Genomic DNA, 23,221 nt, shown 5'->3' on the forward strand with positions numbered 1-23,221 from the left:
GATCGCCCAGAGCGGCAAGGCTGGCATATTCGTGCCGAATCGCAAAATTGGTAAACGTGCTCATGAGAAAAACGTCGATCCGTGGCTATAAAGTACTTTGGATGAGGTGGGGTTTTTCGAAGTTCTCCGGTGTTAATGTAGTACGAAAAACAAGCCTATAATTCAGGCAACTTGTATGGTTTCAGCGGACAGCAGCACCGGACTCGTGAATCAGGGGCCCAACTGGCAGCTGCTTGCTGCCGCGCCCGTCCTTCTACTGGCACTGGTCGTTGCGGTCCAGTTCTTCGTGCATGTTCCGTTTGATTTCGTTGCTCCCTTCCAGGCGGCACTCAATATCCTCCCGAACATGGGTTCCGTGCTCCTGGCCGTTCTCGTGGCATGGGCCGCGATGAAGACCGGGCGGCTGCAGCTTGTCTGGATGGGGTCCGGCATTCTCGTGCTGGGCCTGGCCATTCTGCTGGCGAACCTGGTCGGGACCCCGATCAGCCTGAACAACGGGGTGCAAATCCAGAATCTCGGTGCCGTTCTCGCCGGTGCCCTGCATCTTGCCGGCGCTCTGATCGCAGTCTTCTCGATCGGACTCGCCAGGCCCGATCCCCGACAACGGGCGGTTGCACTCGCAGTGGGCTACGGCGGCAGCATAGCGGCAGTCACCCTGATCGTCATCGCGAGCACGGCCGGGGTGATTCCCGAATTCTTCATCTCGGGAGAGGGAGGGACGGCGGTCCGGCAGGTGGTCATCACCCTCGCCGCGGGCCTCTTTGCCGCTGCTGCGCTGGTGGTATTTATCAACTATATTCGTTCGCGTTCGTCGTTCCAGTATCTATACGGTCTGGCGTTGGCTCTCCTCGCCCTCGGCCAGATCGCGTACCTGCTCACCCTGTCCCGCGGCGACCTCATGGCCTGGGCAGGCAGGGCAGGGCAGTGGGGTGCCTCCCTGTACTTCCTGCTGGCCCTGCTCCTGTTCCTCCGCCTTTCAGGCGGCCGCATGGCGGACGTTCATTACGTGCTGGACTACATCTTTCCTCCCTCCAGCAAAGGCTACAGGTTTCTGATCGAGTCGTCCCCCGACGCAATCATCGGCCTGGACGCGGGAGGAAACGTGCTGGTATGGAATGCCGCCGCCGAGAGCATACTCGGCTACAGCAGCAGGGAGGTCATAGGGAGGCCTATCAGGGATCTGGAAAGCAACCCGGTCCCGCAAGATTTCGGCACGCAGGAGCCCGGGGAGATATTGTTCCGGCGCCGGGACGGCAGAGAGATGTGGCTTGAGGTCTCGTTGGCGCACTGCACCGTCCGCGGGAGTCCGATCACCACCGTCAATATCAGGGACATCACCGATCGGAAGCGGGTGGAAGAAGAACGAGCACAACTACACAAAAAACTTGAAGATGCGCACCGTGAGGCGAACCTGTATCTCGACATCATGACCCACGACATCAGGAACGCCAACACCGTCACGACGATGTACGCGGATCTCATGGTCGAGATACTGGAGGGCGAGCCGGGTGTGTATGCAGAGAAACTGCGCGGCAGTGTCGAGAAGAGCAATGAAATTCTCCGGAATGTCGCCACCATCAGGCGGCTTCAGGAGGAGCCGTCCCTGCTTGTTCCGGTGAACCTCGATACCGTCGTCCGAAAGGAGATCGAGACCTTCCCCGGGGCATCGATCCGGTACGAGGACGCGCCGGTCGAGGTGAGGGCGGACGGACTCCTCTCCGAGGTCTTTGCGAACCTCATCGGCAACGCTGTCAAGTTCGGCGGACCGGACGTTGAGGTAACCATCCGGGTCAGCGAGCTGGACGGGGAGGTCGAGGTCTCGGTCGAGGACACCGGCCCCGGTGTTCCGGACGACGTGAAAGAGAGACTCTTCCGCCGGCTGGAGCGCGGAAAAGCCAGAGGTCCGGGCAAGGGGCTCGGGCTCTTCATCTCCCGGATGCTCGTCGAGCGCTACGGCGGCCGGGTATGGGTCGAGGATCGGGTGCCCGGCCGTCCGGAGGAGGGCGCTGCGTTCCGGTTCACGCTCTGGAAAAGCACACAGGATGGGTGAGCCATCTTCTGCGGGCGAGCCGGTGTACACCCCCGGGGCCCGAACAAGCAGTTACGCTTATGAGACGGCGAGATTCAGGTGTCTTCAGGAGTGGACGTGCATGAACGCTATCGTTGTCTACAAAAGTAGATACGGGTCTACACGAGGCATCGCGGAGTTCATCGCCGAAACGTTACGGGAGCATGGCGTGCAGGCGGAGGCCCGGACCCCGGGGAGTATGACGCCGCCGTTATCGGGAGTGCCGTGTATATGGAGCACTGGATGAAAGATGCGGCGGAGTTCGTGCGGCGGAACCGGACAGTCCTTGCCGAACGGCCGGTGTGGCTGTTCAGCAGCGGCCCGCTCCAACTCGAGTCGGGAACGAGCCCGGACGACCCGGAACTGGAGCCCAAAGAGATCAGCGAGTTCCGGGAGGTCATCCATCCCCGGAACCATCACGTCTTCTTCGGGGCACTGGACCCGGCCAGGCTCAGCTTTGCGCACCGGGCGCTCCGAAAGCTGCCGGCCGCCCGTGCGCTCCTTCCCGAGGGCGACTTCCGCAACCGGGACGATATCGAGGCCTGGGCCGGCGGCATTGCCCGGGTGCTGGAAACTCCGTAACAGGGGACATAAAGAGACAAGTTTCGGAAAAATGGATGCGAGGGGTGAGATTCGAACTCACGAACTCCTACGAGACCAGGCCCTCAACCTGGCGCCTTTGACCTGGCTTGGCAACCCTCGCCCGAACGGAGACGGAAGATGCATCGGTTGCGTTTTCACGCCCCGTTTACCTCATTTAATCTGTTGTCATACATGAAATACCTTTGTGCGGGGCTGCGATGCAGGGAGTCCGCCGGTGCGTATCACCAGCCCTCCAACCGCGCCTGAAAGGTCCGGACGGAGAACCTGAACAGAATATACCACCAGAGAGCCATCCGTGACTGCTACCCGCTGTTCAGAGGGCACAATCATGGCAGATAGAGAGGACCAGCACCTCTCCATCCAGAAGGAACTGATGTACATTCACGTTCACCAGGAACTTGCGCTCTCCCTTGCCGACAAGGATCACCTCGCACGCTGCCTGGCCGTCCTCCAGAAGCCTGCGCAGCATGGCGGCGCAATCATCAGCACAGTTCTCATCACAGATGTCCATCAGAGACAGGTTAAGCATCTCGCCGCGCTCATATCCCAGTTTACGCAATGCCGCTTCGTTCACGTCGACAAAGGGGCCCTGCGTGCCGCCGACGATTCCATTTACCATAATCGCATCGCTGACATGGTCGAAGATCGCCCGATACCGTTTCTCGCTCTCAAGAAGTGCCTGTTCCATCCGGTGACGGGCAAGTGCAAGCTCGATACCCCTGACGATCTCGTGAATCTGGCATGGCTTTACCAGGTATCCGTATGGGGCGCTCTGTGCTACCCGCTGGAGCACTTCAGTATCGGAGTGGGCGGTGAGATACACGACCGGTATCCCGAAATGATCGAGGATCTGCTTCGCCGTCTCGATACCGTCCAGATGTCCTTCAAGAACAATGTCCATCAAGACCAGATCCGGATTGATACGCGGCAGTCCCTGGAGTGCATCCTCCCCGCTCCTGAAGACTGCCGGGACGGCAAATCCATTACGCTGCAACGAATCTTCCAGCAACCTGGCGACGGAATCGTCATCTTCAACGACGACAATCCTCTTCTCTGGAGGGGCACCTGACTCCATACTTCATCTCATCCGGACACTAAGGCTTCTCGCTGCCCCACGAGAACAGCATTTCGTACACGCGATACAAGCACCTGCAGGGTTCTGAACGCTCGCCGGGTCTGGAGAACTACGAACCGATGCAAGCGGTTTTACGCCGTTACCTCGCCAGGATTCTTCACCGCACAGATGAATGCCTGCCCGGTTTTCACCGGAGCTCACAGTGCCCGTACCTGTTGCAGGCGACCGTAGCAGACGGTTCGAGCAACAGATACATACCCGCATAAGATTGGGAATAACAGTAACTCTTCCTGTTTTGTTGCTTCTCGCGTGAACAGTGAATCGCTGCAAAAGACAGGTGGGAGAGGATGTTCGGTGGGAAAAGTGCATATACCGCCCCGTCATCTATTTTCAAAGAGATACCCAAGAACAGCAAAGATATCCTGTCTTCTTCGACGAATGTACTCTTCACCGGCCGGGGTTGCCTCATACACCTTGGAGCGCCCTTCGGTTCTTGTTTTAAGGTAATTCCTCCGCTCGAGGTCATAGAGATAGGAATAGATCCTGGCCATCGGGACGATCACGTGAAACTGCTCGTTGATCTCGCGGATAATATCATACCCGGAGACCGGTCGGTTGAGACAGGAGAGTATGAATGGTTCCAATAGTTTCTTTACCAGATCTTCAACAATCGAGCGGTCTACGAGGTCGATATGTGGTGGGTCGAACGAGTCTGACTGGAGAGAGACTATTGTTTCGTTTGCTGTCGCAAGGGTAATATTCGGTATCCCCTGGACCATCTCAGACACTTCACAGCCCGTCATCGAGTCGATATCGAGTGCAAACAGAGCGAATATTGGAAAACCTGCGTCCTGCATCTGCAAGATCTGCCGTTTTATTTCCACAATCATCTGGAAGTCGTCGATTCTGGAGATATCAAATACACACCTGACACCATGATCGCTCTCCTTGCAGATCCAGCGGATCCTCTGCGGCACTATGTCGATGAAGTTCTGCAGTTCCAGAATAGAGATTTTTTTTGCGAGAATATCCGATTGCAGGGTCGAACGTATTTTAGTGTGATAATACGCGTACAGGCAGTGTTCGGATTGTTTCAGGCCCTGATCCATATATTGAACAAAATAGTGGTATTTGTTTACATCGTTTGAATAGAGCAGCAGGCTTGTTGACGAAAGCAGGTGCGACAACAATATCGTGTTCTCTGATCTGTCCATCTCTGACAGGGCACACATCATGGTGAGTCACCGATTAGAATTGCAGGAGCAAACGCAGATACTGAAAGACTGGAAATATGCAGCACATTCAATTTTATTCACTTCACTAAAAACATTCCGATTCAATTTCCTACAATTGATATGGTTTTAGGAATTTTTATTCGGCCGGCGCCGATAAATGCCTCTTGAGGAGATACAAAGGATTTTCCATTGTTACGTACAGTCCTATCATACAGCTTCCGCTATGGGTCATGGTAAGAGCATGTTTGACCTGGACACAGGCAGATGAGAGCCCTGCTACCCCTATGACTTCACGCGCAGGTTCATGGCACTGTTGAGGCGGACCAGCTGGATCTTCAAACGGGTATACCGGGTCGTCAGTGTCCGCTTGATATCGCTCAACGTCAGGTTCTCCCTGTAGTCCATCGGGAGGATAGCAACCTGGGGGCGAATTGTATTCAGCGTTTTATTGTGCTGGCGCCTGGCTGCCGAACTATCAGGAGAGGGATCATCATCCGCAGCCGATACCACCGCTGCAATATCGTTGTAGCAGATTGTATAGACCATAGAGAAGAGGCATATGCAGGTTTTCATTTTTTTGTTTCAAAAAATGAAACATGAGATATAAGCGCCGCCGGGTATTACACCCCGGTAAAGGCCGTGCATACTACCCGGCATCCATTGCGGCCAATCTTTGTTCACTGCGTGATAGTCCCCGATGATGGGGCAACCGGGAGGGGCGTCATCGCACATCTGCAAAAGCCGGTCCCGGGCACCACCATTCGTCACATCGCGGATACGATTAATAAGCCGAACCGAGCGGCTCTCAGATTCAGACAAGAGAGCATGTTTCCCAAAACCGGGGATATAATCCCAATGATGGAAAAAATAACTATTTTAAAAGACTCTGCATCTTATATCAGAAAATGAAAGAACGGATCAAGTTAATATATTTCCTCCCACAATTCCTCCTATAGGATCTCCCCTGTAATTACCGCATCAACTCGATCTCTGATCACAAATGCCGGCGATTCAGTGGGAACAGGATTGAGATCATCCGTGTTCAGGCGCATTCCAGGAATGTGCCGCCTCTTTGAGGAACGAAGGCTGAAGTGAATCCCTGCAGATACTCCTGGGGTGCAATGGTGCATAACGATCAAGAGACGGGACCTGATGTTGCAATTACCCCGAATCACACCAGTGATCAGAACCAATTGCGAGATCCCCCAGATAACAGTGCAGAGAGAACGTGCTGTCCTGCCAAAACCCATAACGAGATCGTCTGGGTGAGGGGACTGGAGGGTAGAAAGCGGGTTTATCTCAACTTCGCAGCCGAAAACGTCTGGGGTATCGATGCACAAACTCTTCTTGAAAATTCCGAAGCGCTTATCGGGTCCATTCATCCCGACGACAGGGAGTCGTTCAAAATACTCTTCGACGGAGAGTTAGCTGGTGAAAATCCATCGGATTATAGAATCATTCTCCCGGATGGCACCATCAGGCTGATGCGGGCTCGTTGTTTCTCCACCAGAGGTGAAGACAATCAGGTTTTGTACATCGGGACAGCAACCGATATCACCGAAGAGAGAGATGCGGCAACTGCCCGGGAGAGCGAGGCTGAGCAGCGATCGAACTTTCTCTCCATCACGTCGCATGAACTGAGAACGCCTCTTCAACCCGTCTTAGGTTACCTCCATCTCATGCTCGACAACCCTCAGCATTTCGGACTCACTGCGGAGGGCGTACAATACTTGAACGTGATTCGAGACTGCGCAAACAGGATGAGCAGCATCACAAACAGGATCCTTGTCATGAGCCTCGCCGATGCAGAGCGAGAACTCGTACAGCCGTACTGGGAGACAATATCACTTGAACAGCTTGCTGCCGATATCGTCGGCGTGTGCAATACCGGAGATGGTATGGCGTATACCATTGATATCCCCCCCGGCCAGATGATCGAGACGGATAGAAACTACCTCTATGAAGCTCTGTATGAAATCTGCGGCAACGCAGTGAAGCATTCGGCCCACCCATGTCACGTCGTCTTCAGGTATGCCGAAGAGTCCGGTAACCATGTCATATCCATATCCGATGATGGCCCGGGCATGGATGAGGCAACCCGGACGAAGCTGTTTCAGCCGTTTTATATCGGTGATCGAAATAATCTCTCCAGGATGTGCGGGCGCCTCGGACTCGGGCTTACCATAGCCAGGAAGAATATTGAGATACTGGGAGGAACCGTTTCGGTCGACAGCATTCCACAGCAGGGAAGCACATTTACCATTCGGCTCCCGAAACAGCATCCATAAACCAGAAAGATTACACCCGCACAGATGCCCAAACCGAGCGGAGAGATGTATTCTCGTCGATTAATGTTTATGATTCGGCGGAGGGAGGGAGGTCGTGTTCTCCTCCCTCTCCCTCAACAACCCTCCGCTCCCTCTCACCGATAAGGCTGACCACCTTCATCGCGGCATAGACTCCTTTGATGGGAAGATCGTTCCCTCGCCTCAGGACCATTTTGATCCGCTGGACCGTTTCGCCATCCCCGATCTTTTCCAGGGCTGCAATTGCACCGTCCTGGATCTCCCTATCCGTATCAAAGAGCGCATCGATGAGCGGGCCGGTTGCCTCTTTTCCAAGTGCAGCAACCTCATCCCATTTCCTCTCCGCTATCAATGCTGCTGCAGGTTCTTCCGGTAGTTGTGGCTGCCACCCACTCTCTTCAAGTGCACAAAGCACCTCCCGGCGGATAGAAAAACTGCCGGAACGAAGGAGAGGAACCAGCCGTGATACGGCCTCCTCCTCTCCAAGAAGAGTTTGTAAGGTACCGACGGCATTACGCCGGATAATCGGGTTCTCATCTTTTAAGAAAACAGCCATACGTGAAGCCCAGTAATCGATTAACGTCAGCAAGGACGACAATGCAACAGATTTGACATCCGGATCCGCATCCTCCAGTGCAGAAAGCAGCGTGCGAACGGCTTCATCACACTCGAATTTGCCGAGGGTCTCTATGGCAAGGGACCGGGTTCCGGGATCGGGGCTGCTTGCCAGCTCGCAGAGCGGGCGAACCGCGCCGTTCGGTCTCAGGACCGCAATTGATTCTGCAGCCCGCCGTTTCACCTCAAAGATAGGATCATCGAGTGCAACGACCAGAGCACCAAAAGCGCGCTGATCACCCAGCATTCCAAGAGACAGCGCTGCACGCCACCGGATCTCTGCATCGGGGTCAGCCAATGCGTTTATCAGTGGCTGCACACCCCGGAGGTCTCCGAGTTTGCCCAGTGTTTCAGCGGCCTTGAGTCGTATCGCCGGATCTGTGTGAGAGTCGGTCAGCGCCTTGACGAAGAAACCCAGGTCCGGCACCCCGTCATCCGTTGCGTGAGACTTATTCCAGGCCCCGGATCCGGTTTCGCCCTCTGCTTTTTCATCAGATTCAGCCTTTCCCGGGCCGGCTGGGTCCGGTTTTCCCGGACTCCTGCCGTGCATACCTTCCGGAACCAGAAGCGGTACCGAAGCCTGCGGTTTCCGGGTTGGATTTTTGAGAAGTCCGAGACGCCGTATCTCCTTCCAGTCCTCCTTTGCAATGAGATACGCCAGCTGCTCTCCTGCGTTCGCGGGTTTCCAGCCGATAACATCGAGTGCTGCTGCTGCCGACAGCCGCACTCCCGTATCCTGATCCTCAAACAGTGCCGTAAGCGGCTGAATCGCTGCGCCGGCTCTGCGCTTACCAAGCACGTCGGCAGCCTCTCTCCGTATCTCTGCATCCGGATCGCTTAATGCCTGGATAAAGAGATCCGTTGTCCGGTCCTGAGGATACGAACCAAGCGCCCGTACCGTCTGCAATCGAAACGCGGGATCGGGGTCGCGGAAGAAAGAGAACAGCACAGGAAGCATACGAGTGTCCCTGATGCTGCCCATCGCCTGTATTGTGTTGAGACGAACCTCAGCGTGTTCGTCGTTGGATGCGGCAATAATGGTCGAAAAGGAGCGTTCCGATCGCAGTTTTCCCAGCGCAGTTATCGAGTACTTGCGAAGGTCGGCGTTTCCGGTTTTGAATGCCCGGATCAGGGGATCTACAGCCGCATCATCACCGATCTCCCCGAGCGCAATTGCAGCGGAACTTGCAACGCGCTCGTCCGTATCTTCAAGCGCTGCGATGAGCTGCCCGACTGCCCGCCTGTCGCGGATATCGGCAAGAATTGAGGCTGCCCTCCACCTGACATCCGGATCCGGGTTTTTGAGTAACTGAATGAGAGGGTCGGTCGCGAATCTGCCAATAATCTTGAGGGCCTTCGCTATCTTCGCTCTCTCTCCAGCCTGCCGCTCCTGCAGTTCGCGGGTGAGGGGGCCAACACCGTGTCGTTTAAGCCGTACAAGACCCAGCCAGTCGTCCTTCGCGCTCATGAACAGGATCCGCTGATGCAGGTTCTTTGGCTTCCACTTCAGACGACCGAGTGCTCCTGCTGCTACTTTGCGGGTGCTCAGGAAACTGTTTTCAAGGCCGTGAACAAGCGCCCGCACCGACCGGCGATCTCCTATCTCAGCCAGAGCGGCAGCAGCTTCGTAGCTGACGGCCTCTACCGGGTCATCAAGGGCCTGCTGGAGGTGCAGAACTGCATACCGGCTCCTCATTTCGCCGAGAATTCGAGCAGCATACATTCTGACATCAAAATATTCATCGGTCAGCGCCCAGATCAGAACATCAGTCAACGGCCTGCTATACCGCGAAACCTCTTTCCAGTCTCTTTTAGCGAACGCAAAAACCCCTTTTTCTCTTAGATCGTAAGGTTTCCACCCGCATGCTTCCAGGGACTCAGCAGCCTTGGCTCTGATTCCCGAGTGCCGGTCGAGCAATTTCTCCCGCAACGCTGCAATTGCCCTTCGGTCTCCGATCATTCCCAGCGCCCAGATTGCCGCGATGTTTATGTCGTGATCGGTATCGGAAAGACAATCGACAATCTGCGTTGTCGCACGTGGATCGCGGATCTTCCCAAGGGCCCAGATCGCCTGGAGCCGCGCAGTCCCGTCAGGGTCGCTTAAGAGGGGAATGATCGCTTCTGTTGCACGTGAATCCCCAATAGAACCAAGTGCCTCTGCAGCTTTCCACCGGACGTCCGGATCGGGATCGGATAGTGTGCAAATGAGAGGTTCGACTGACTCGCTATCACGCAGTTCCCCAAGGGCCCCTACCGCCATCCACCGGACATCCTTTTCATCATCCCTGAGTGCTGCTATCAGGCCGCTGATATCTTTCTTTGAGTTAAGGCGGGTAATATCGGCGATACTAAAACGAAGCGATTTCATGACCCACTTCCAGGGGAGACTCTATCCAGGACACTGCTGTGTTCCTCCGCGAGCAGTGCAGTTCCGTCATCAGGCATAGCGTGCGATGATTTCCTTCAACTGTGCCGGTTCTACAGGTTTGATAGCAACTTCAGCGACGCTGTCTGCATAGGGGGCAAATTCTTCGTCGTTCAACCTCAATGCCGAGAGGATCACGACCGGGACATGTAGCGCTCCAGGGATCTTCTTCCGTTCATCCAGAAACTGCAAACCGTTCATAGGGGACATCATAAGGTCGAGGAGGATCAATGCAGGAGGATCGTTTTGCAGAATCTTAAGGCCTTCGGCGGGATCGTTCACAAGGATCGGGGAATACCCAAACGATGTTATCAGCAGGTTAAAGATTCGAAGGATCTTTTCGTCGTCATCAATGACCAGTATCCGTTTTGCCATACGATCTTCCGCCCTTTGTTTCGCTCACAAATACCTGCAAAATCCTGCAGAGAGCCGCTTTGATTACTGGTATATCGTAAGGGAATATAGGTGTGTTGTTTCATTAACGGCAGAGAAGTGGCACCATTCTTATTTTCGGGGTTCCTGGTGCTCGTTCACAACCCAATCCATCTGCAGGAAGTGCCGGCGAATACCGTCTGTACAGGGAGCCGTCCTGCCAGTGCACGACAACCAGCGTCCGCCCATACCCGGGACGGGGTTGCAGAAATGCCTGCAGGCCGATCGTGCGCCAGCACTCGGGGAGATGTATTATCACCGCGAGGCGAACAGGAGCGGGATCGGAAGAGGACCCAGGATCAGGGAGTTCAATACATGTGGTACTCCACACCTGCAAAGGATCCTCGCTTCGCGTATATCAGGTTATACTGGCCCCTGATCCGGTGATGTACTGTCCTTTGCAGGTCTGTACGATTCCTCCGGAATGATAATTTCGAAACGGGCGCCGTTCCCCGGGACACCCGTCTCCTGGATGGAGAGGTTGGTGATGGAAAGAGCCATGCGGGCCAGGAAAAGCCCGTAGCCGTTGTTGTCATAGTGTTCTCTCGTGAAGATTGCCTTCTTGTAATGTTCCAGAACCCCCACGCCGTCGTCTTCGCAGACGATCACCATAGCAGAACCCTTCTGCAGCGTTGAGAACGCGATACGTGTCGTTCGTTTCCCATGGTCGATGGCGTTCGTTGCAAGGTTATAGATCACTCGCTCGAGGAGCGGGTCGGCATAGACCTCCACAGGGTCAATCGTCGTGGTGAGCATTATCCCGGCCGGGGTGACGACCGTGGCCAGCCCTCTGGCAACCGTATCCTGGAGGTTCTGCCAGACCGGCTCCTTGATCCCGATCCTCTGGTAGTCCCTGGCGAACTCCACCTGCGCGCACAGGGTATGGGTGAGAGCGTCTATCTCACCGAAATATTCGAGCAGTGGCTGGGTTGCAGGCGCTGCTTGCCGGGCCATCGCAATATAACCCAGAAGAGCCTGAATAGTGTTCAGCAGGTCATGCTGTGTTAATCTGCTAATGAGCTGGAGTTTGGTATTGACCTGGCTGAGAGATGTATTGGCCTGCTGCAGTTGCGCCCCGGTATCGTAGGACGATGTTACATCACGGATCGACCCGATGGCCCCGATGACCTCGCCCTGGTGGTTGCGCAGGGAGGTTGCAACCGCCCAGAGTACCGCCCGCCTTCCGTAAAAATCGTCGATCTCGACATCCGTGGATAATACTCCATCCATGTTCTGGATGTTCGGATATTTCTCCCTGATCCGATCCGGATCGTTCTCGAGTACGGCATCGATCAGGAGAGGGAAACGCTTGCCGAAGAGACGGTAAGTGTACTCATAATCTCCCTTGCCTACGGCCTCTCCGCTCCTGGTGCCGGTCAGTTTCTCCATCGCATGGTTCCATACAATGATCCGGCCGTCCATGTCCCTTGCAAACGTCGCATCGGGAAGAAAGTTGATGATGTCATGGAGGTTCTGCCTGGATGCGGCCAGTTCTTCCTTTGTGCGCTGCTGGCCGGCAGCGAGAGCGGCAATGACGGCTGCGACGAATATGAAGAGAATAAACCGTATAAGTGCCCCGATGACGTGCTCCAGATCCTGGGTGAACGAAAAGAGCATGACGACATAGAGGCATGAGAGCACAACCGAAAATACAAACCCTCTTTGAGCATAGAAGAAGCACGCAAGGACGATAGGGAGATAAAAGAAGTTCTGGAATATAACGTATAAGCCCGAGTTGAGCGAGTAAAGGCTGATGGCAATGGCAATGGCGCTGCTGCCCAGGATCAGCATGACCAGAACGACATCCGAATCGCCAGGGTGGAAGTATCGATCCGCCTTCATACTATCAAACCTTCAGCCACTACTCAGGACGATACGTACACGGCGGGCCGAACAAGAACCAATTCTGTAGAATCGGGATGCAGCTTTCCCGGTGCGCTTCTCCTGCCCGTCTGTTGCGTTGCAGATGCAGGAATCGCAATTAAAGAGGTAGGAAATTAGGTTATTTATACTTTATTTTAAGCGATATACCAGGAGTTGTTGAATACACGATTACAACACTTTCCCTGCAGTGTCTTTGCCCTTCCCGGTAAATTCTGCCTCATTGGCCCCCAGGGGATTTTTCAGTCTGCCGTTCAGGCGGCCGCCGCACTCCTCTGCCTGCTCACGCCGATGAGGCGGGCGATGTAGATTCCGGACCGGGCGTACCCGATAACCCCCGGCCTCGCAGAGATTCACGACGATCCCGAAGTCGTAGGTGGAGATAATGATGCTGCGGGGTTCCTGAGGAACTCGACAGCAAGGGCGGAGATGCCCTTCACGCGTTCCCCAAAAGACCCGGCGAGACGAAGGGGTGGAGGCCCGCCCGGGTATCGAGCGCTGAAGGGCTGCCGTGGCCCTCTGCCTCGTGGGTATCGTCCTGAAGGTGTCTGGACCGAAGAGCGCCCCGGAGACCTGTGCAGCAGACTTGCGGTAAGTAGACCTCACGACCGGGTTCCTTCTCCAGTGCCGGCACCCGGCTATGGTCGACCGGCCCCCATCGCCGGCGATCGGGATTCGATGTGCTCTGTCCGTCGCAGGCTGCCACCAGTTCGGGCAGCCTATCAATGGAATTCTTTTTCCTTTTAAACGATGTTAACTTCATAGTACCCAGTGCAGACGCATTTCCATCTACACCGAACCGAGCGAGGAACACACCCATGCATGAGAAAAAGGACAAATTCGACAAAAAAGGCGCCGGCGGAATGGACGAGATCGCAAAGACCCTCTTCGCCCCGATATACCCGGTGATCGCACAGGACGTCATCGACCGCTTCGGCATCACCGAGGGCACCTGCATCGACATCGGCAGCGGGCCGGCCTCGCTGGCGATCGCCATCGCAGCACGATCCAGCCTCTCGGTCATCGCCCTGGACTCCTCAGGCGACATGCACGAGGCTGCATCGCGGAATATTGCAAAAGCAGGCCTGTCCGGCCGTATACACCTCCTGCAGGGGGATGTGCACGACATCCCGCTCGCCGACGACACCGCGGACCTGATCGTCAGCAGGGGTTCGATGTTCTTCTGGGACGACATCCACACCGCCTTCCGCGAGATCTACCGGGTCCTTAAACCGGGCGGGAAAACCTGCATCGGCGGAGGGTTCGGCAACAAAGAACTGCGCGACGCGATCTCGGCAGAGATGATCCGCCGGAACCCTGACTGGAAGGAGTTCAACAGGAAGAACATTTCACCGGAGAACGTTGAGCGGTTCCGGACCATGTTAAACGAGATCGGCGTCCCTTCGTTCGAGATCCTCTACGGGGATAAGGGGTTCTGGATCGTCATTTCCAAGACGGCGGGCGGTGCGCTTCCATGAAGTGCCCTGTCTGCGAGATCGGGTGCGACATCGCCGAGGGGCGATCCGGCCGGTGCAGGATGTACGTGAACCGGGACGGCGAGATCGTCGAGCGGTTCCCCGAATCCTACCTGACCATGCTCCCCATCACGATAGAAACGATGCCGATGGTCCATTTCACCCCGAAGAACAAATTCCTCCAGGTCAGCACCGTCGGGTGCAACTTCACCTGCCCGGGGTGCATCTCGGAGACCCTGACCGTGCACGCCGACGCGGTGGCCGGCGCCCTCACGACCGCGTCGCCGGAGGAGGTCGTGCGGCGGGCACAGGCGGAAGACTGCACCGGCATCGTCTTCTGCCTCAACGATCCCACCGCCTCGTACTTCACCTTCCTCGCCCTCGCACGGGAGGCAAAAGCAGCCGGTCTCCGGGTGGGGTGTTCGACGAACGGCTACTTCACGGAGCACGCGCTCGCCACCCTCATTCCCTCCCTCGACTTCGTCAACATCGGCCTGAAGGGATCGTCCGACGAGCGCTACCGCGAGTGCGGTGCGAAGTCCGCGGACCCGGTCTTTCGCAATATCCGGACGCTGCATGAGAATGGGGTGCACGTGGAGGTCTCGGCGATGTACATCCACGGCGCCGACGAGGAGATCCTCAACGCCGCACGGCGGGTGGCGGAGGTCTCCCCCGATATCCCGCTGCAGGTGATGCGGTTCGTGCCCTTCGGCGAAGCGGCTCCCGGCCTCGAACCGACGATCCGGGAATCGGAGCACGTGACAGACCGCCTGCACACGTTCCTCCGCTATGTCTACCTCTTCAACTCGCCCGGCACGGGCTACCTCAACACCGTCTGCCCGGCCTGCGGCACTGCGGTCATCGAGCGGGAGTTCTACGGGCCCATGGGCTGCCGCACCTCCGCCGCCCTCGAGGACGGCAGGTGCCCCTGCGGCTGGCAGGCTCCCGTCCGAGGGGAGATCTGCGCAGAGCAGTATACGGAATACGGCATGCTCGGCGGCTACCGGACCACCCGGGCCATCGAGATGGCCCACGCCATACTGGTCACCCTCGGCATCCGGGACGACGAGGAACTCGGCGCCGTTCTCGGCGATATCGTCAGGGAAGACTTTATCCGGGGCATGCACGACCGTATTCACCAGATTGACTCATGGCTCGGCCTGATCGCGGAACTCGCAGCGCGTGCGGGACGCGAAGAGGAAGGCCGGGAACTGATCTCGTTCCTCCGGGAGCGCATCGGTCGCATCGCCGCCGGCAGCGCCCTCGCCGAAACTCGTCCCCGCGTCTACTACTCGATGGGCTACCCGCTCTTCGCCCTGAACGCGGAGCGGTTCGAGAGCAACCTGGTGGAGGCGGCGGGAGGGACCTGCGTCAACAAGCGCCTCAAGCGGAAGGGAAAGCCCGGGGTCAACATCACCGTCGAAGAGTTGAACGAGCTCAACCCCGAACACATGTTCATCTCGGGGTTCCTCTCCTCACCGGCGTCCGACTATCTCCACTACTGCACCGAGCACGCGGTTGAGACCGACGCTGTCGGGGCGGGGAGAGTCTACAATGTGCCTGCAGGATGGGATTTCGGCAGCCCGCGGTGGATCCTGGGGTTCATGTTTCTCGCAAACACCATCCACCCGGAGATCTTTTCCTTCGACCTGGAGCATGAGCAGCGGGAATTCTACAGGAGGTTCTACGGAATTACCGGCGATAAGTTCGTCGCGAACCGCGACTTTTCCCGGCCGGTGATTGGTGCGCCGGAGGATGAGTGATCGGCTGTTTCGCCCACCTCCGAAAGGATGAGGGGTAGACCCCTCTCTATAGTTTTTCACGGCACGTCGTTTTGCACCGGGGTCTGTTGAAGTAGGCATGAATCCGGATTCATGCATGATGAAAAACAGTGATACGAATCAGAATGGGCGGCGCAGAAGCGGGAACTCTTGTGTGCGGGGAAAATGCCCCCCGGCTAATGCGTCCATTCGATGATCCTGATCTCCGGGCCGATGGCCTTGATGACACAATCCCTCATGTCGGCATAATGGGGACAGGGATACCCGATTGGATTGCCTCTGGTGATACACGATGCGAACACGATTGCTTCTGCTCCTCGTTCGACCAGCATTTTTGCCCGCGGTATTGCCCTCTTCCCGGGGCATCCGCCGCATGTCACAAACCCGACAATGTCGACAGGCCCGGTCTCCTGGAACGCACCTTTTCCCTCTTTTGTTACGAGGAAATCCGCGGTCCCCGGACACATATCCTCTGTCATCATACAGCGGATAATGCCTACTTTCATACGAATGAATTCTCCCGATGTCTGATAGTCCTTCCGATAGTGGACATCCCCGATCTCCGTCGAATACCTCATTCTAAAGGTTGCTCGTGCTCGGCAGGAGAAGACCTATAAAAACCGGAGATCAACCGCCGGCACGGACATGGTTCTTACGGCATCCGGAGTTGTTCTTCGTAGCCTCTCCGGGGTTTCGGTTGATCCTCTGTTCTGTGGCGAGTTCCGGTCGGCGCCCGAAGAGACCTTAAAGACTTCGTTTACCTCATTGCCAATGCTCCTTCCATTATCCGACAGCGACACAGCCTTCATTAACCACCGGGATCAATACGCCACTATGAAGGCTCCGTCACCGACCGCATGCCTCTGCTGTGCGCTGATTGTTATTCTCGTTTCCTGCGGCTGCATAACCCATACCAGAGACGGAACAGGATTTATGGAAAACGTGAATAGAAGTCAGGAATACTACGATAACCGGATTGCAGCGGAGCCAGACAATGCCGAGGCGTGGTGCATCCGGGGGATGTACTACAACGATAACTACAACCAGTACGCCGAAGCAATGGAGAGCTGTAATAAGGCGCTTGAACTGGACCCGGAGTACGGGCTGGCCTGGTACCTGAAAGGAGTCATTCTGACGAACATGAATAAGACCGACGAGGCGGCGGCGTGTTTTGAGAATGCGATGAGGTTCGATCCCGGGCTGGAGAAGGACCTGTCGTTTATCGTCGGCGATGCAGGATAACTTCCTCCGTCCCTGAAGTTTCTGGCTCAGAAACAAAATGTTTCCGGAGCAGAAACAATACTCTATCAAGAACGGCATGGCGTGATGGCGGGGCCGTAGCCCGCCATGATTGCCCCCGGCACACCCGGGCAGTCATATGAGTTCTCTTCACCCCCCGATCGTACCCGGGGGTGGGGAGAGGGTGAATGTTGCCATGAGGATCCACCAGTCTCGCACCTTTGCTCCAGAAGCCATGCAGATGAGAACCCGGTCGATGCACTCCTGCTACCTCCGCATCGGCGGTCACGAAGGCACGGAAGTGCTCTTCGCTCGTAGGTGTTAATACTATTCCCACACCAAGAATGCATCACGGCGCTCACATCCGAGGAGGTCGCGTGGGACGTGGACGGGATTCCTGTCCGGGGCACCCTGACCCGGCCTGCTGGCATGGGTCCTCACCCGGGAATCGTCTTCGTCGCCGGGAGCGGACCGACCGACCGCGACTGGTGCTCCCCCCTGCTACCCGGGACCAATTGCAGCGGCCGCCTGATGGCCGAGGTCCTTACCCGCGAAGGGTTCATGACGTTGCGCTACGACAAGCGGGCCTCGGGAACGCATGCACAGGAGAACATCCCCCGGCTCGTGGGCAGGATCAGCATGCAGAGCCATCTCGACGAACTGATTGGTGCCGTAGACACCCTGTGCTCCGATGGCGATATGGACCCCGCCCGGCTGTTCGTGCTGACCAACAGCGAAGGAGCCATCCACGCTCTGCACTACCAGCTGCAGGCGACGGACCGGCGATTCGCAGGCCTTGTGCTCACCGGCGCCCCCGGCCGTTCCGTCGGGCAGGTTGCTCGCAGCCAGCTCCTTGCCCAGGCAGCGAGCCTGGAAAACGGTGATCTCCTGATGAACCAGTATGATGGCGCCATCGCCACTTTCATGGCCGGCGAGCCGGTAACGCCCGATCCCTCTCTCCCGGAAGGGATGAGGGTTCTGCTCCTCAGTCTGACAAGTCCCGTCAACCTGCCGTTCTCGCGGGAGCTCTGGTCGAGCGATCCGGCTGCCCTCCTCGCGAAGGTGACAGAACCCGTCCTCGTCATTATCGGGAAGAAGGATATCCAGGCCGACTGGCAGGCAGACGGCGGCGCGCTGGAGGATGCGGCTGCCCGAGGCGGCAACGTCACGTTTGCATACCCCCCCGACGCGGACCATGTGCTGAAGCATGAGGAGAAACCGCGGGATGCACTCGCCGCCGCCGATGTCGGAACACGCTACAACAGCGAAGAGCGCAGGCTCGACCCGGAGGCTCTCGGTGTGATCGTGGAATGGCTTAACAGGCAGGTCCGGCGGTGAGCCGCATATCCGGGATCAGTCTCTTTGGAACCTGAGTGCCGCAAAAAGCGTTGGCGGATACGTTTCAATGACTATGTTCGGGAGGGCGGTCAGGTTCTCAACGGAAGATCGCGATGTGAAACTCGATGGATCCTTCACTCACCATTCTTTGTCGATGCGTCAAGAGCGAGCAGAATTGCCTGAACTTTCGGTTCGAGAACCGGGATCTCGGTCTTGAGAATAGTCCAGACAATCCTCCAGTCTACCTCAAAATATGCGTGAATCAGCTTATCCCGCGACCCGGCCATCAACCTCCAGGGGATCTCCGGATGCTGCTCTTTTTGGTGCTCGGAGATGTTCTTCGTGGCCTCTCCGATGATCTCGATTGCCCGGACGATCGCATGCTGCCGCACCGGGTCACGAAGCAGGTCCTCGTATGTCAGATCTCTACCGATCTCACGGAGAAGCGCAATTTCGTCAAGGATATGGCGGAGAAAGAGTTCATCACGAATCACACCAGATCACCTCCTGCTCAACATTGGGCCGGATGTATCGGCTGAGCCCCTGTTCGGTGACGAGGTCCACCCGGCGCCCGAAGAGGTCCTCCAGGTAGAACGCAAGTTCCATGAAGTTCCGAAACGTCGTCTGCCCCGGCGCAAACTCGACCAGCACGTCCACATCACTCTCCGGCCGGTCATCGCCCCGGGCGGTAGACCCGAAGATGCCGATCTTCGTAACGCCAAACCGCTCCCGGAGCAGCGGGAGCACTTCTTCGAGCCGGGTGACAAAGATGCTCTTCTCCTCACACTGTGTCCGGGCCGCCATACGGGTTCTGCTCGCCTCCTGATCGTACCTGGGGGTGAGGAGATGATGAAGATTGCCCCTCACAGGGCAGGGGGTGAGCATCAGAGCTCACCCTTCCGCTTCTTCTCCTCGATCAACTCGTTGAGCAGTTTCCGCACGAGTTCAGGGTTGTCGAGCACGTCCTTGCCCATCGCCTCCTGCACATCCTCCCCGTCGCCGGTGAACGACCGGCCGCAGGTGGAGCAGTAGTTCGCACGCGGGACGTAGATGGTCTTGCAGCCGGGGCACTGCACCGGTTCGCGGTGCCGCTCCTGCGAGATTCGTCGCGGGTGAGGAGGCCCTTAGCCAATCTTCTCGGACGGGCTGTGGTGGCGGAGTTTTTCCCGACAGGATGGAACTCTCTGTCTGTTTGGGTTGGTGCTATGACCGCTCTCCTGCAAAGGAGGTCTGAACGGGGATATAAAAAGCGTTTGCTGGCAGATCTGAACCAGAATAATTGATGCTGCGGGTGGGATCCGAACCCACGATTTCCAGATGTCCCAGGCTTGGACGCACCGTCTTCTCAAAAACCCTATGAGTCTGGCGCCCTAACCGACTAGGCCACCGCAGCACACAAAGTGCAGTATAACAATGTTGCATTGACAAATAAACCTTATGGCTCCCCGGAAAAATTGGATAGAGGGTTACTTCGTGTTTTTCCGGAGATACACCTCGACCGCCGCCGTGATCGCCGCCACGTGCTTCCCCTGGCGGAGCGAGGCGGCCAGCGTCTGCATACGCGCCTCCTCTTCGTGGAGGTAGCGGCGCAGGCTCGTCGCGATGTGCTCCTCCTGCAGGAAGTGCGTGTGGGTGTCGCCGGCGATGAAATGGGCGTTGTGCATGATCGCGTAGTGGAGCGGGAGCGTCGTCTTCACGCCCAGGATGACGTACTCGTAGATCGCCCGACGCATCCGCTGGATCGCCTCCTCGCGGTCGGAGCCCAGGGCGCAGAGCTTCGAGATCATCGAGTCGTAGTGCGCCGGGATGGTGTAGCCCATGTGGATGCCGGAGTCGACCCGTATCCCCGGACCGCCGGGGGAACGGTAGCGGACGATCTTGCCCGGATCGGCGGCGAAGTTGTTCAGCGGGTCTTCCGCGTTGATCCGGCACTCGATCGCGTGTCCCCGGATGCCGACATCCTCCTGGTCCATCGCGAGGTCTTCGCCGGCTGCGATCGCGATCTGCTGCTTCACGATATCGATTCCCGTGACGAACTCCGTGACCGTGTGCTCCACCTGCAGCCGGGTGTTCACCTCCATGAAGTAGTAGTTCCCGTTCGAGTAAAGGAACTCCACCGTACCGGCGTTCGTATAGTTCGCCGCCTTTGCCGCAGCGATAGCCGACGCCGTCATCTGCTCCCGGAGAGCGGGCGTCATGATCGGGCTGGGCGCCTCCTCAAGCAGTTTCTGGTGCCGGCGCTGGATCGAGCACTCGCGGTCGTAGAGGTGGATGGTATGCCCTTTTGCATCCGCAAGGACCTGGACCTCGATGTGGCGCGGCTTCATGAGGTATTTCTCCACAAAGATCGTCGGATCCCCGAAGGCAGACTGGGCAATCCGCATCGACTTGTCGAGCGCCTCCTCGAGTTCCTCCTCGCTCTCGACGATATGCATCCCGATGCCACCGCCGCCCGCGCTTGCCTTCACGATCACCGGATAACCGATCTCGGCGGCGACCTTCTTCGCCTCCTCAACGTCGGTGACGCCCTCCGGCGTGCCCGGAAGGACCGGCACGCCGGCTTCGCGCATCATCCGCTTCGACCCGATCTTCGAGCCCAGCGCCTCGATCGTCTTCCACGACGGCCCGATGAACGTCAGGCCTTCCTCCTCGACCAGCTTCGCGAACCCGGCATTCTCGGCGAGGAACCCGTATCCCGGGTGGATCGCCTCGGCCCCGGTCTTTCTGGCCACGTCGCAGATCCGCTCCTTGTTGAGGTAACTCTTCGACGGGTGCGCCTCCCCGACATTGAACGCCTCGTCGGCGTACTTGACGTGGAGCGCGTTGCTGTCCGGCTCGGAGTAGATCGCAACCGTGTCGATGCCCAGTTCCCGACAGGCGCGCATGGCCCGGATGGCGATCTCGCCGCGGTTGGCGATCAGGATCTTATCAAAGTATTTCATCGTCCTGGCAGCCTCACTCAATGACCATCAGCACGTCGCCGTTCTGCACGACGTCACCGGCGTCCACAAAGATCTCCGAGACCGTGCCGTCACGTGGGCTGGGGATGGGGTTCTCCATCTTCATTGCCTCGAGGACGATAAGCGTGTCTCCCTTCTTGACGGTACTCCCGCGCTGGGTCATCACCTTCAGGACCATGCCCTGCATGTTGCTCTTGACGCCGCCGGGGACGTCCCCACGAGGCATCCCGGTCGACGGAGCGGCGGCCGACGGGGCCGCGACCGAGCCACCCTCCACGGTGACGATCCGAACCGAGAAGATCTCGCCGTCCACCTCCACTTCCATGGAGCGGGGAATCTCCGCAACCCCCACCGGTCCGGCGTGCACCTTCTCGGGGATCGGTTCGGCCTGGCGCTCGCCCCTGAGGAACGACGGCGCGACACTCGGGTAGAGGATATAGGTGAGAACGTCTTCGTTCCGGGTAACCAGGCCCTGCTCCGTAGCCTCCTTCATCATCTGCTCGTAGATGGGTTCAAGAAGGTCCGCCGGGCGAACCGTGACCGGCTCCTCGTCACCGATGATCACCTTCCGGATCTCGGGGCCGATCGGAGCGGGAGAGCGGCCGTAGAGGCCGCGGACGTAGTCCTTGACCTCCTTCGTCACGTTCCGGTAGCGCTCCCCGTCCATAAGGACGTTGAAGACCGCCTGGGTGCCGACGATCTGGCTCGTCGGCGTCACAAGCGGCGGGTAGCCGAGATCCTCCCTCACCCGGGGGATCTCACGGAACACCTCTTCCAGGCGGTCGAGCGCGTCCTGCTCCTTGAGCTGCGAGACGAGGTTCGAGATCATCCCGCCCGGGAGCTGGTAGATCAGCACGTCCGAATCGACCCGATCTGAGATGGCGTTGAAGAGCGGCTCGTACTTCTCCCGCATCTCCCGGCAGATGTTCCTCACTTTCCGGAGCGGGAGGAGGTCGATGCCGGTGTCGCGTGCCGTCCCGGCAACACTTGCAACGACGCTCTCCGTCGGAGGCTGGGAGGTGCCGAGGGCAAACGGCGACATCGCCGTATCCAGGATATCCACACCCGCATCGATCGCCGCCTGGTAACTCAGGGGCGCGACGCCGCTCGTGCAGTGAGAGTGGAGACAGACCTTGACGTCCGCCGTCTTCTTGATCCCGGCGATCAGGTCGCGGGCATCGTGCGGCATGATCAGGCCAGCCATATCCTTGATGCAGATCGAGTCGCAGCCGAGCGCATAGAGGTCCTCCGCCATATCGATGAACGTCGCGACCGAGTGGACAGGGCTCGTCGTGTAGGATATCGCGCCCTGCAGGTGCGCCCCGACGTTCTTGACCTCCTCCATCGCTTTCTGCATGTTCCGGATATCGTTCAACGCGTCAAAGACCCGGAAGATATCGATACCGTTCTCTGCCGACGCCTCGACAAACTTCTCCACCACATCATCGGGGTAGTGCCGATAGCCCACGAGGTTCTGGCCCCGCAGGAGCATCTGGATGGGGGTGCGCTTCAGCTCGGCCTTCAGAACCCGAAGGCGTTCCCAGGGATCGTCGTTGAGAAACCTGATGCAGCTGTCAAAGGTCGCCCCGCCCCAGGCCTCAACAGAGAAGAAGCCTACTTCATCGATGGCACGGGCAAGAGGGAGCATGTCCTCAGTCTTGAGCCGCGTGGCGATGAGCGACTGATGCGCGTCCCTAAGCGTGGTATCGGTGATATTGAGTGAATCTAATTTGGCAGCACACATCGAATTTTGCACCTCGAAGGGCTGAGAATATATCAATAAAGCCT

The 23,221-nt window shown here is 57.6% G+C and carries 20 protein-coding genes and 2 tRNA genes; 7 read left to right on the plus strand and 15 right to left on the minus strand.

The genetic code is table 11. The annotated features are described in order from the left end of the window. Window positions 1–175: 175 nt before the first annotated feature. Complete coding sequence (locus tag HL657_RS08400; protein WP_317296375.1) at window positions 176–2,050, plus strand: sensor histidine kinase; 1,875 nt, start codon at window positions 176–178, stop codon at window positions 2,048–2,050. A gap of 249 nt (window positions 2,051–2,299) precedes the next feature. Further along, on the plus strand, window positions 2,300–2,650 hold the full coding sequence (locus HL657_RS08405) for a flavodoxin domain-containing protein (protein ID WP_317296376.1): 351 nt from the start codon (window positions 2,300–2,302) through the stop codon (window positions 2,648–2,650). A gap of 36 nt (window positions 2,651–2,686) precedes the next feature. Here HL657_RS08405 and HL657_RS08410 read toward each other — a convergent pair. The 4 genes from HL657_RS08410 to HL657_RS08425 all read right to left on the minus strand — a co-directional run bounded on the left by HL657_RS08410 (window position 2,687) and on the right by HL657_RS08425 (window position 5,527). Beyond that, a tRNA-Leu gene (locus HL657_RS08410) sits at window positions 2,687–2,771 on the minus strand. A gap of 213 nt (window positions 2,772–2,984) precedes the next feature. Beyond that, complete coding sequence (locus tag HL657_RS08415; protein ID WP_317296377.1) at window positions 2,985–3,746, minus strand: response regulator; 762 nt, start codon at window positions 3,744–3,746, stop codon at window positions 2,985–2,987. A gap of 380 nt (window positions 3,747–4,126) precedes the next feature. Continuing rightward, window positions 4,127–4,855, minus strand: a complete 729-nt coding sequence (locus HL657_RS08420; RefSeq protein ID WP_317296378.1) for a PadR family transcriptional regulator — start codon at window positions 4,853–4,855, stop codon at window positions 4,127–4,129. A 408-nt stretch (window positions 4,856–5,263) separates the two neighbouring features. Beyond that, window positions 5,264–5,527, minus strand: a complete 264-nt coding sequence (locus tag HL657_RS08425; protein WP_317296379.1) for a GvpL/GvpF family gas vesicle protein — start codon at window positions 5,525–5,527, stop codon at window positions 5,264–5,266. Window positions 5,528–6,102: 575 nt separating this feature from the next. Between HL657_RS08425 and HL657_RS08430 the strand changes: the two genes are divergently transcribed. Continuing rightward, entirely contained in the window at window positions 6,103–7,269 is a 1,167-nt protein-coding gene (locus HL657_RS08430; RefSeq protein WP_317296380.1) for a sensor histidine kinase, read from the plus strand. Window positions 7,270–7,336: 67 nt separating this feature from the next. Here HL657_RS08430 and HL657_RS08435 read toward each other — a convergent pair whose 3' ends face one another. From HL657_RS08435 to HL657_RS08450, 4 genes are all read right to left on the minus strand, one after another. After that, on the minus strand, window positions 7,337–10,270 hold the full coding sequence (locus HL657_RS08435; protein ID WP_317296381.1) for a HEAT repeat domain-containing protein: 2,934 nt from the start codon (window positions 10,268–10,270) through the stop codon (window positions 7,337–7,339). A 69-nt stretch (window positions 10,271–10,339) separates the two neighbouring features. Next, a complete protein-coding gene (locus HL657_RS08440) occupies window positions 10,340–10,702 on the minus strand; it encodes a response regulator (protein ID WP_317296382.1) in 363 nt (120 codons plus the stop codon). A 420-nt stretch (window positions 10,703–11,122) separates the two neighbouring features. Further along, the gene (locus tag HL657_RS08445) at window positions 11,123–12,601 is read right to left on the minus strand and encodes a sensor histidine kinase (protein ID WP_317296383.1); all 1,479 of its coding nucleotides are present in this window, start codon (window positions 12,599–12,601) and stop codon (window positions 11,123–11,125) included. 475 nt (window positions 12,602–13,076) lie between these two features. Beyond that, a complete protein-coding gene (locus HL657_RS08450; RefSeq protein WP_317296384.1) occupies window positions 13,077–13,346 on the minus strand; it encodes a hypothetical protein in 270 nt (89 codons plus the stop codon). Between the two features lie 112 nt (window positions 13,347–13,458). On the opposite strand from HL657_RS08450, the gene HL657_RS08455 reads away from it, so the two are divergent. Together HL657_RS08455 and HL657_RS08460 are read left to right on the plus strand one after the other, a co-directional pair. Further along, window positions 13,459–14,118 (plus strand): class I SAM-dependent methyltransferase, encoded by a 660-nt coding sequence (locus tag HL657_RS08455; protein ID WP_317296385.1) that lies wholly within the window; start codon window positions 13,459–13,461, stop codon window positions 14,116–14,118. Beyond that, window positions 14,115–15,878, plus strand: a complete 1,764-nt coding sequence (locus tag HL657_RS08460; RefSeq protein ID WP_317296386.1) for a radical SAM protein — start codon at window positions 14,115–14,117, stop codon at window positions 15,876–15,878. Before HL657_RS08455 ends, HL657_RS08460 begins: the two co-directional genes overlap by 4 nt. A gap of 194 nt (window positions 15,879–16,072) precedes the next feature. Here HL657_RS08460 and HL657_RS08465 read toward each other — a convergent pair whose 3' ends face one another. After that, a complete protein-coding gene (locus HL657_RS08465; protein ID WP_317296387.1) occupies window positions 16,073–16,474 on the minus strand; it encodes a CGGC domain-containing protein in 402 nt (133 codons plus the stop codon). 67 nt (window positions 16,475–16,541) lie between these two features. On the opposite strand from HL657_RS08465, the gene HL657_RS08470 reads away from it, so the two are divergent. Together HL657_RS08470 and HL657_RS08475 are read left to right on the plus strand one after the other, a co-directional pair. After that, on the plus strand, window positions 16,542–17,138 hold the full coding sequence (locus HL657_RS08470) for a tetratricopeptide repeat protein (protein ID WP_317296388.1): 597 nt from the start codon (window positions 16,542–16,544) through the stop codon (window positions 17,136–17,138). A gap of 381 nt (window positions 17,139–17,519) precedes the next feature. Further along, window positions 17,520–18,473, plus strand: coding sequence for an alpha/beta hydrolase family protein (locus HL657_RS08475; RefSeq protein ID WP_317296389.1), 954 nt, complete (start codon window positions 17,520–17,522; stop codon window positions 18,471–18,473). A 134-nt stretch (window positions 18,474–18,607) separates the two neighbouring features. Here HL657_RS08475 and HL657_RS08480 read toward each other — a convergent pair whose 3' ends face one another. The 6 genes from HL657_RS08480 to oadA form a co-directional block, all read right to left on the minus strand. Then, on the minus strand, window positions 18,608–18,967 hold the full coding sequence (locus HL657_RS08480) for a HepT-like ribonuclease domain-containing protein (RefSeq protein WP_317296390.1): 360 nt from the start codon (window positions 18,965–18,967) through the stop codon (window positions 18,608–18,610). Then, complete coding sequence (locus HL657_RS08485; RefSeq protein WP_317296391.1) at window positions 18,957–19,277, minus strand: nucleotidyltransferase family protein; 321 nt, start codon at window positions 19,275–19,277, stop codon at window positions 18,957–18,959. Before HL657_RS08485 ends, HL657_RS08480 begins: the two co-directional genes overlap by 11 nt. A gap of 80 nt (window positions 19,278–19,357) precedes the next feature. Next, on the minus strand, window positions 19,358–19,549 hold the full coding sequence (locus tag HL657_RS08490) for a hypothetical protein (RefSeq protein WP_317296392.1): 192 nt from the start codon (window positions 19,547–19,549) through the stop codon (window positions 19,358–19,360). Between the two features lie 207 nt (window positions 19,550–19,756). Continuing rightward, window positions 19,757–19,866, minus strand: a tRNA-Met gene (locus tag HL657_RS08495). Between the two features lie 73 nt (window positions 19,867–19,939). Next, window positions 19,940–21,415, minus strand: coding sequence for an acetyl-CoA carboxylase biotin carboxylase subunit (locus HL657_RS08500; RefSeq protein ID WP_317296393.1), 1,476 nt, complete (start codon window positions 21,413–21,415; stop codon window positions 19,940–19,942). Between the two features lie 13 nt (window positions 21,416–21,428). Then, entirely contained in the window at window positions 21,429–23,177 is a 1,749-nt protein-coding gene (oadA, locus tag HL657_RS08505) for a sodium-extruding oxaloacetate decarboxylase subunit alpha (RefSeq protein WP_317296394.1), read from the minus strand. Window positions 23,178–23,221 lie beyond the last annotated feature (44 nt).

It is taken from the genome of Methanoculleus nereidis (assembly GCF_032944295.1).
GTDB classification, from domain to species: Archaea; Halobacteriota; Methanomicrobia; order Methanomicrobiales; family Methanoculleaceae; genus Methanoculleus; species Methanoculleus nereidis.

Excerpts from the sequence above, each read along its gene's own strand:
- HL657_RS08435 (WP_317296381.1), bottom strand. The coding sequence starts at position 10,270 with ATGAAATCGCTTCGTTTTAGTATCGCCGATATTACCCGCCTTAACTCA.
- HL657_RS08440 (WP_317296382.1), bottom strand. The coding sequence starts at position 10,702 with ATGGCAAAACGGATACTGGTCATTGATGACGACGAAAAGATCCTTCGA.
- HL657_RS08405 (WP_317296376.1), top strand. The coding sequence starts at position 2,300 with ATGGAGCACTGGATGAAAGATGCGGCGGAGTTCGTGCGGCGGAACCGG.
- HL657_RS08470 (WP_317296388.1), top strand. The coding sequence starts at position 16,542 with ATGGTTCTTACGGCATCCGGAGTTGTTCTTCGTAGCCTCTCCGGGGTT.
- HL657_RS08420 (WP_317296378.1), bottom strand. The coding sequence starts at position 4,855 with ATGGATCAGGGCCTGAAACAATCCGAACACTGCCTGTACGCGTATTAT.
- HL657_RS08430 (WP_317296380.1), top strand. The coding sequence starts at position 6,103 with ATGGTGCATAACGATCAAGAGACGGGACCTGATGTTGCAATTACCCCG.
- HL657_RS08465 (WP_317296387.1), bottom strand. The coding sequence starts at position 16,474 with ATGAGGTATTCGACGGAGATCGGGGATGTCCACTATCGGAAGGACTAT.
- HL657_RS08485 (WP_317296391.1), bottom strand. The coding sequence starts at position 19,277 with ATGGCGGCCCGGACACAGTGTGAGGAGAAGAGCATCTTTGTCACCCGG.
- HL657_RS08455 (WP_317296385.1), top strand. The coding sequence starts at position 13,459 with ATGCATGAGAAAAAGGACAAATTCGACAAAAAAGGCGCCGGCGGAATG.
- HL657_RS08400 (WP_317296375.1), top strand. The coding sequence starts at position 176 with ATGGTTTCAGCGGACAGCAGCACCGGACTCGTGAATCAGGGGCCCAAC.
- HL657_RS08425 (WP_317296379.1), bottom strand. The coding sequence starts at position 5,527 with ATGGTCTATACAATCTGCTACAACGATATTGCAGCGGTGGTATCGGCT.
- HL657_RS08445 (WP_317296383.1), bottom strand. The coding sequence starts at position 12,601 with ATGAAGGCGGATCGATACTTCCACCCTGGCGATTCGGATGTCGTTCTG.
- HL657_RS08415 (WP_317296377.1), bottom strand. The coding sequence starts at position 3,746 with ATGGAGTCAGGTGCCCCTCCAGAGAAGAGGATTGTCGTCGTTGAAGAT.
- HL657_RS08460 (WP_317296386.1), top strand. The coding sequence starts at position 14,115 with ATGAAGTGCCCTGTCTGCGAGATCGGGTGCGACATCGCCGAGGGGCGA.
- oadA (WP_317296394.1), bottom strand. The coding sequence starts at position 23,177 with ATGTGTGCTGCCAAATTAGATTCACTCAATATCACCGATACCACGCTT.
- HL657_RS08500 (WP_317296393.1), bottom strand. The coding sequence starts at position 21,415 with ATGAAATACTTTGATAAGATCCTGATCGCCAACCGCGGCGAGATCGCC.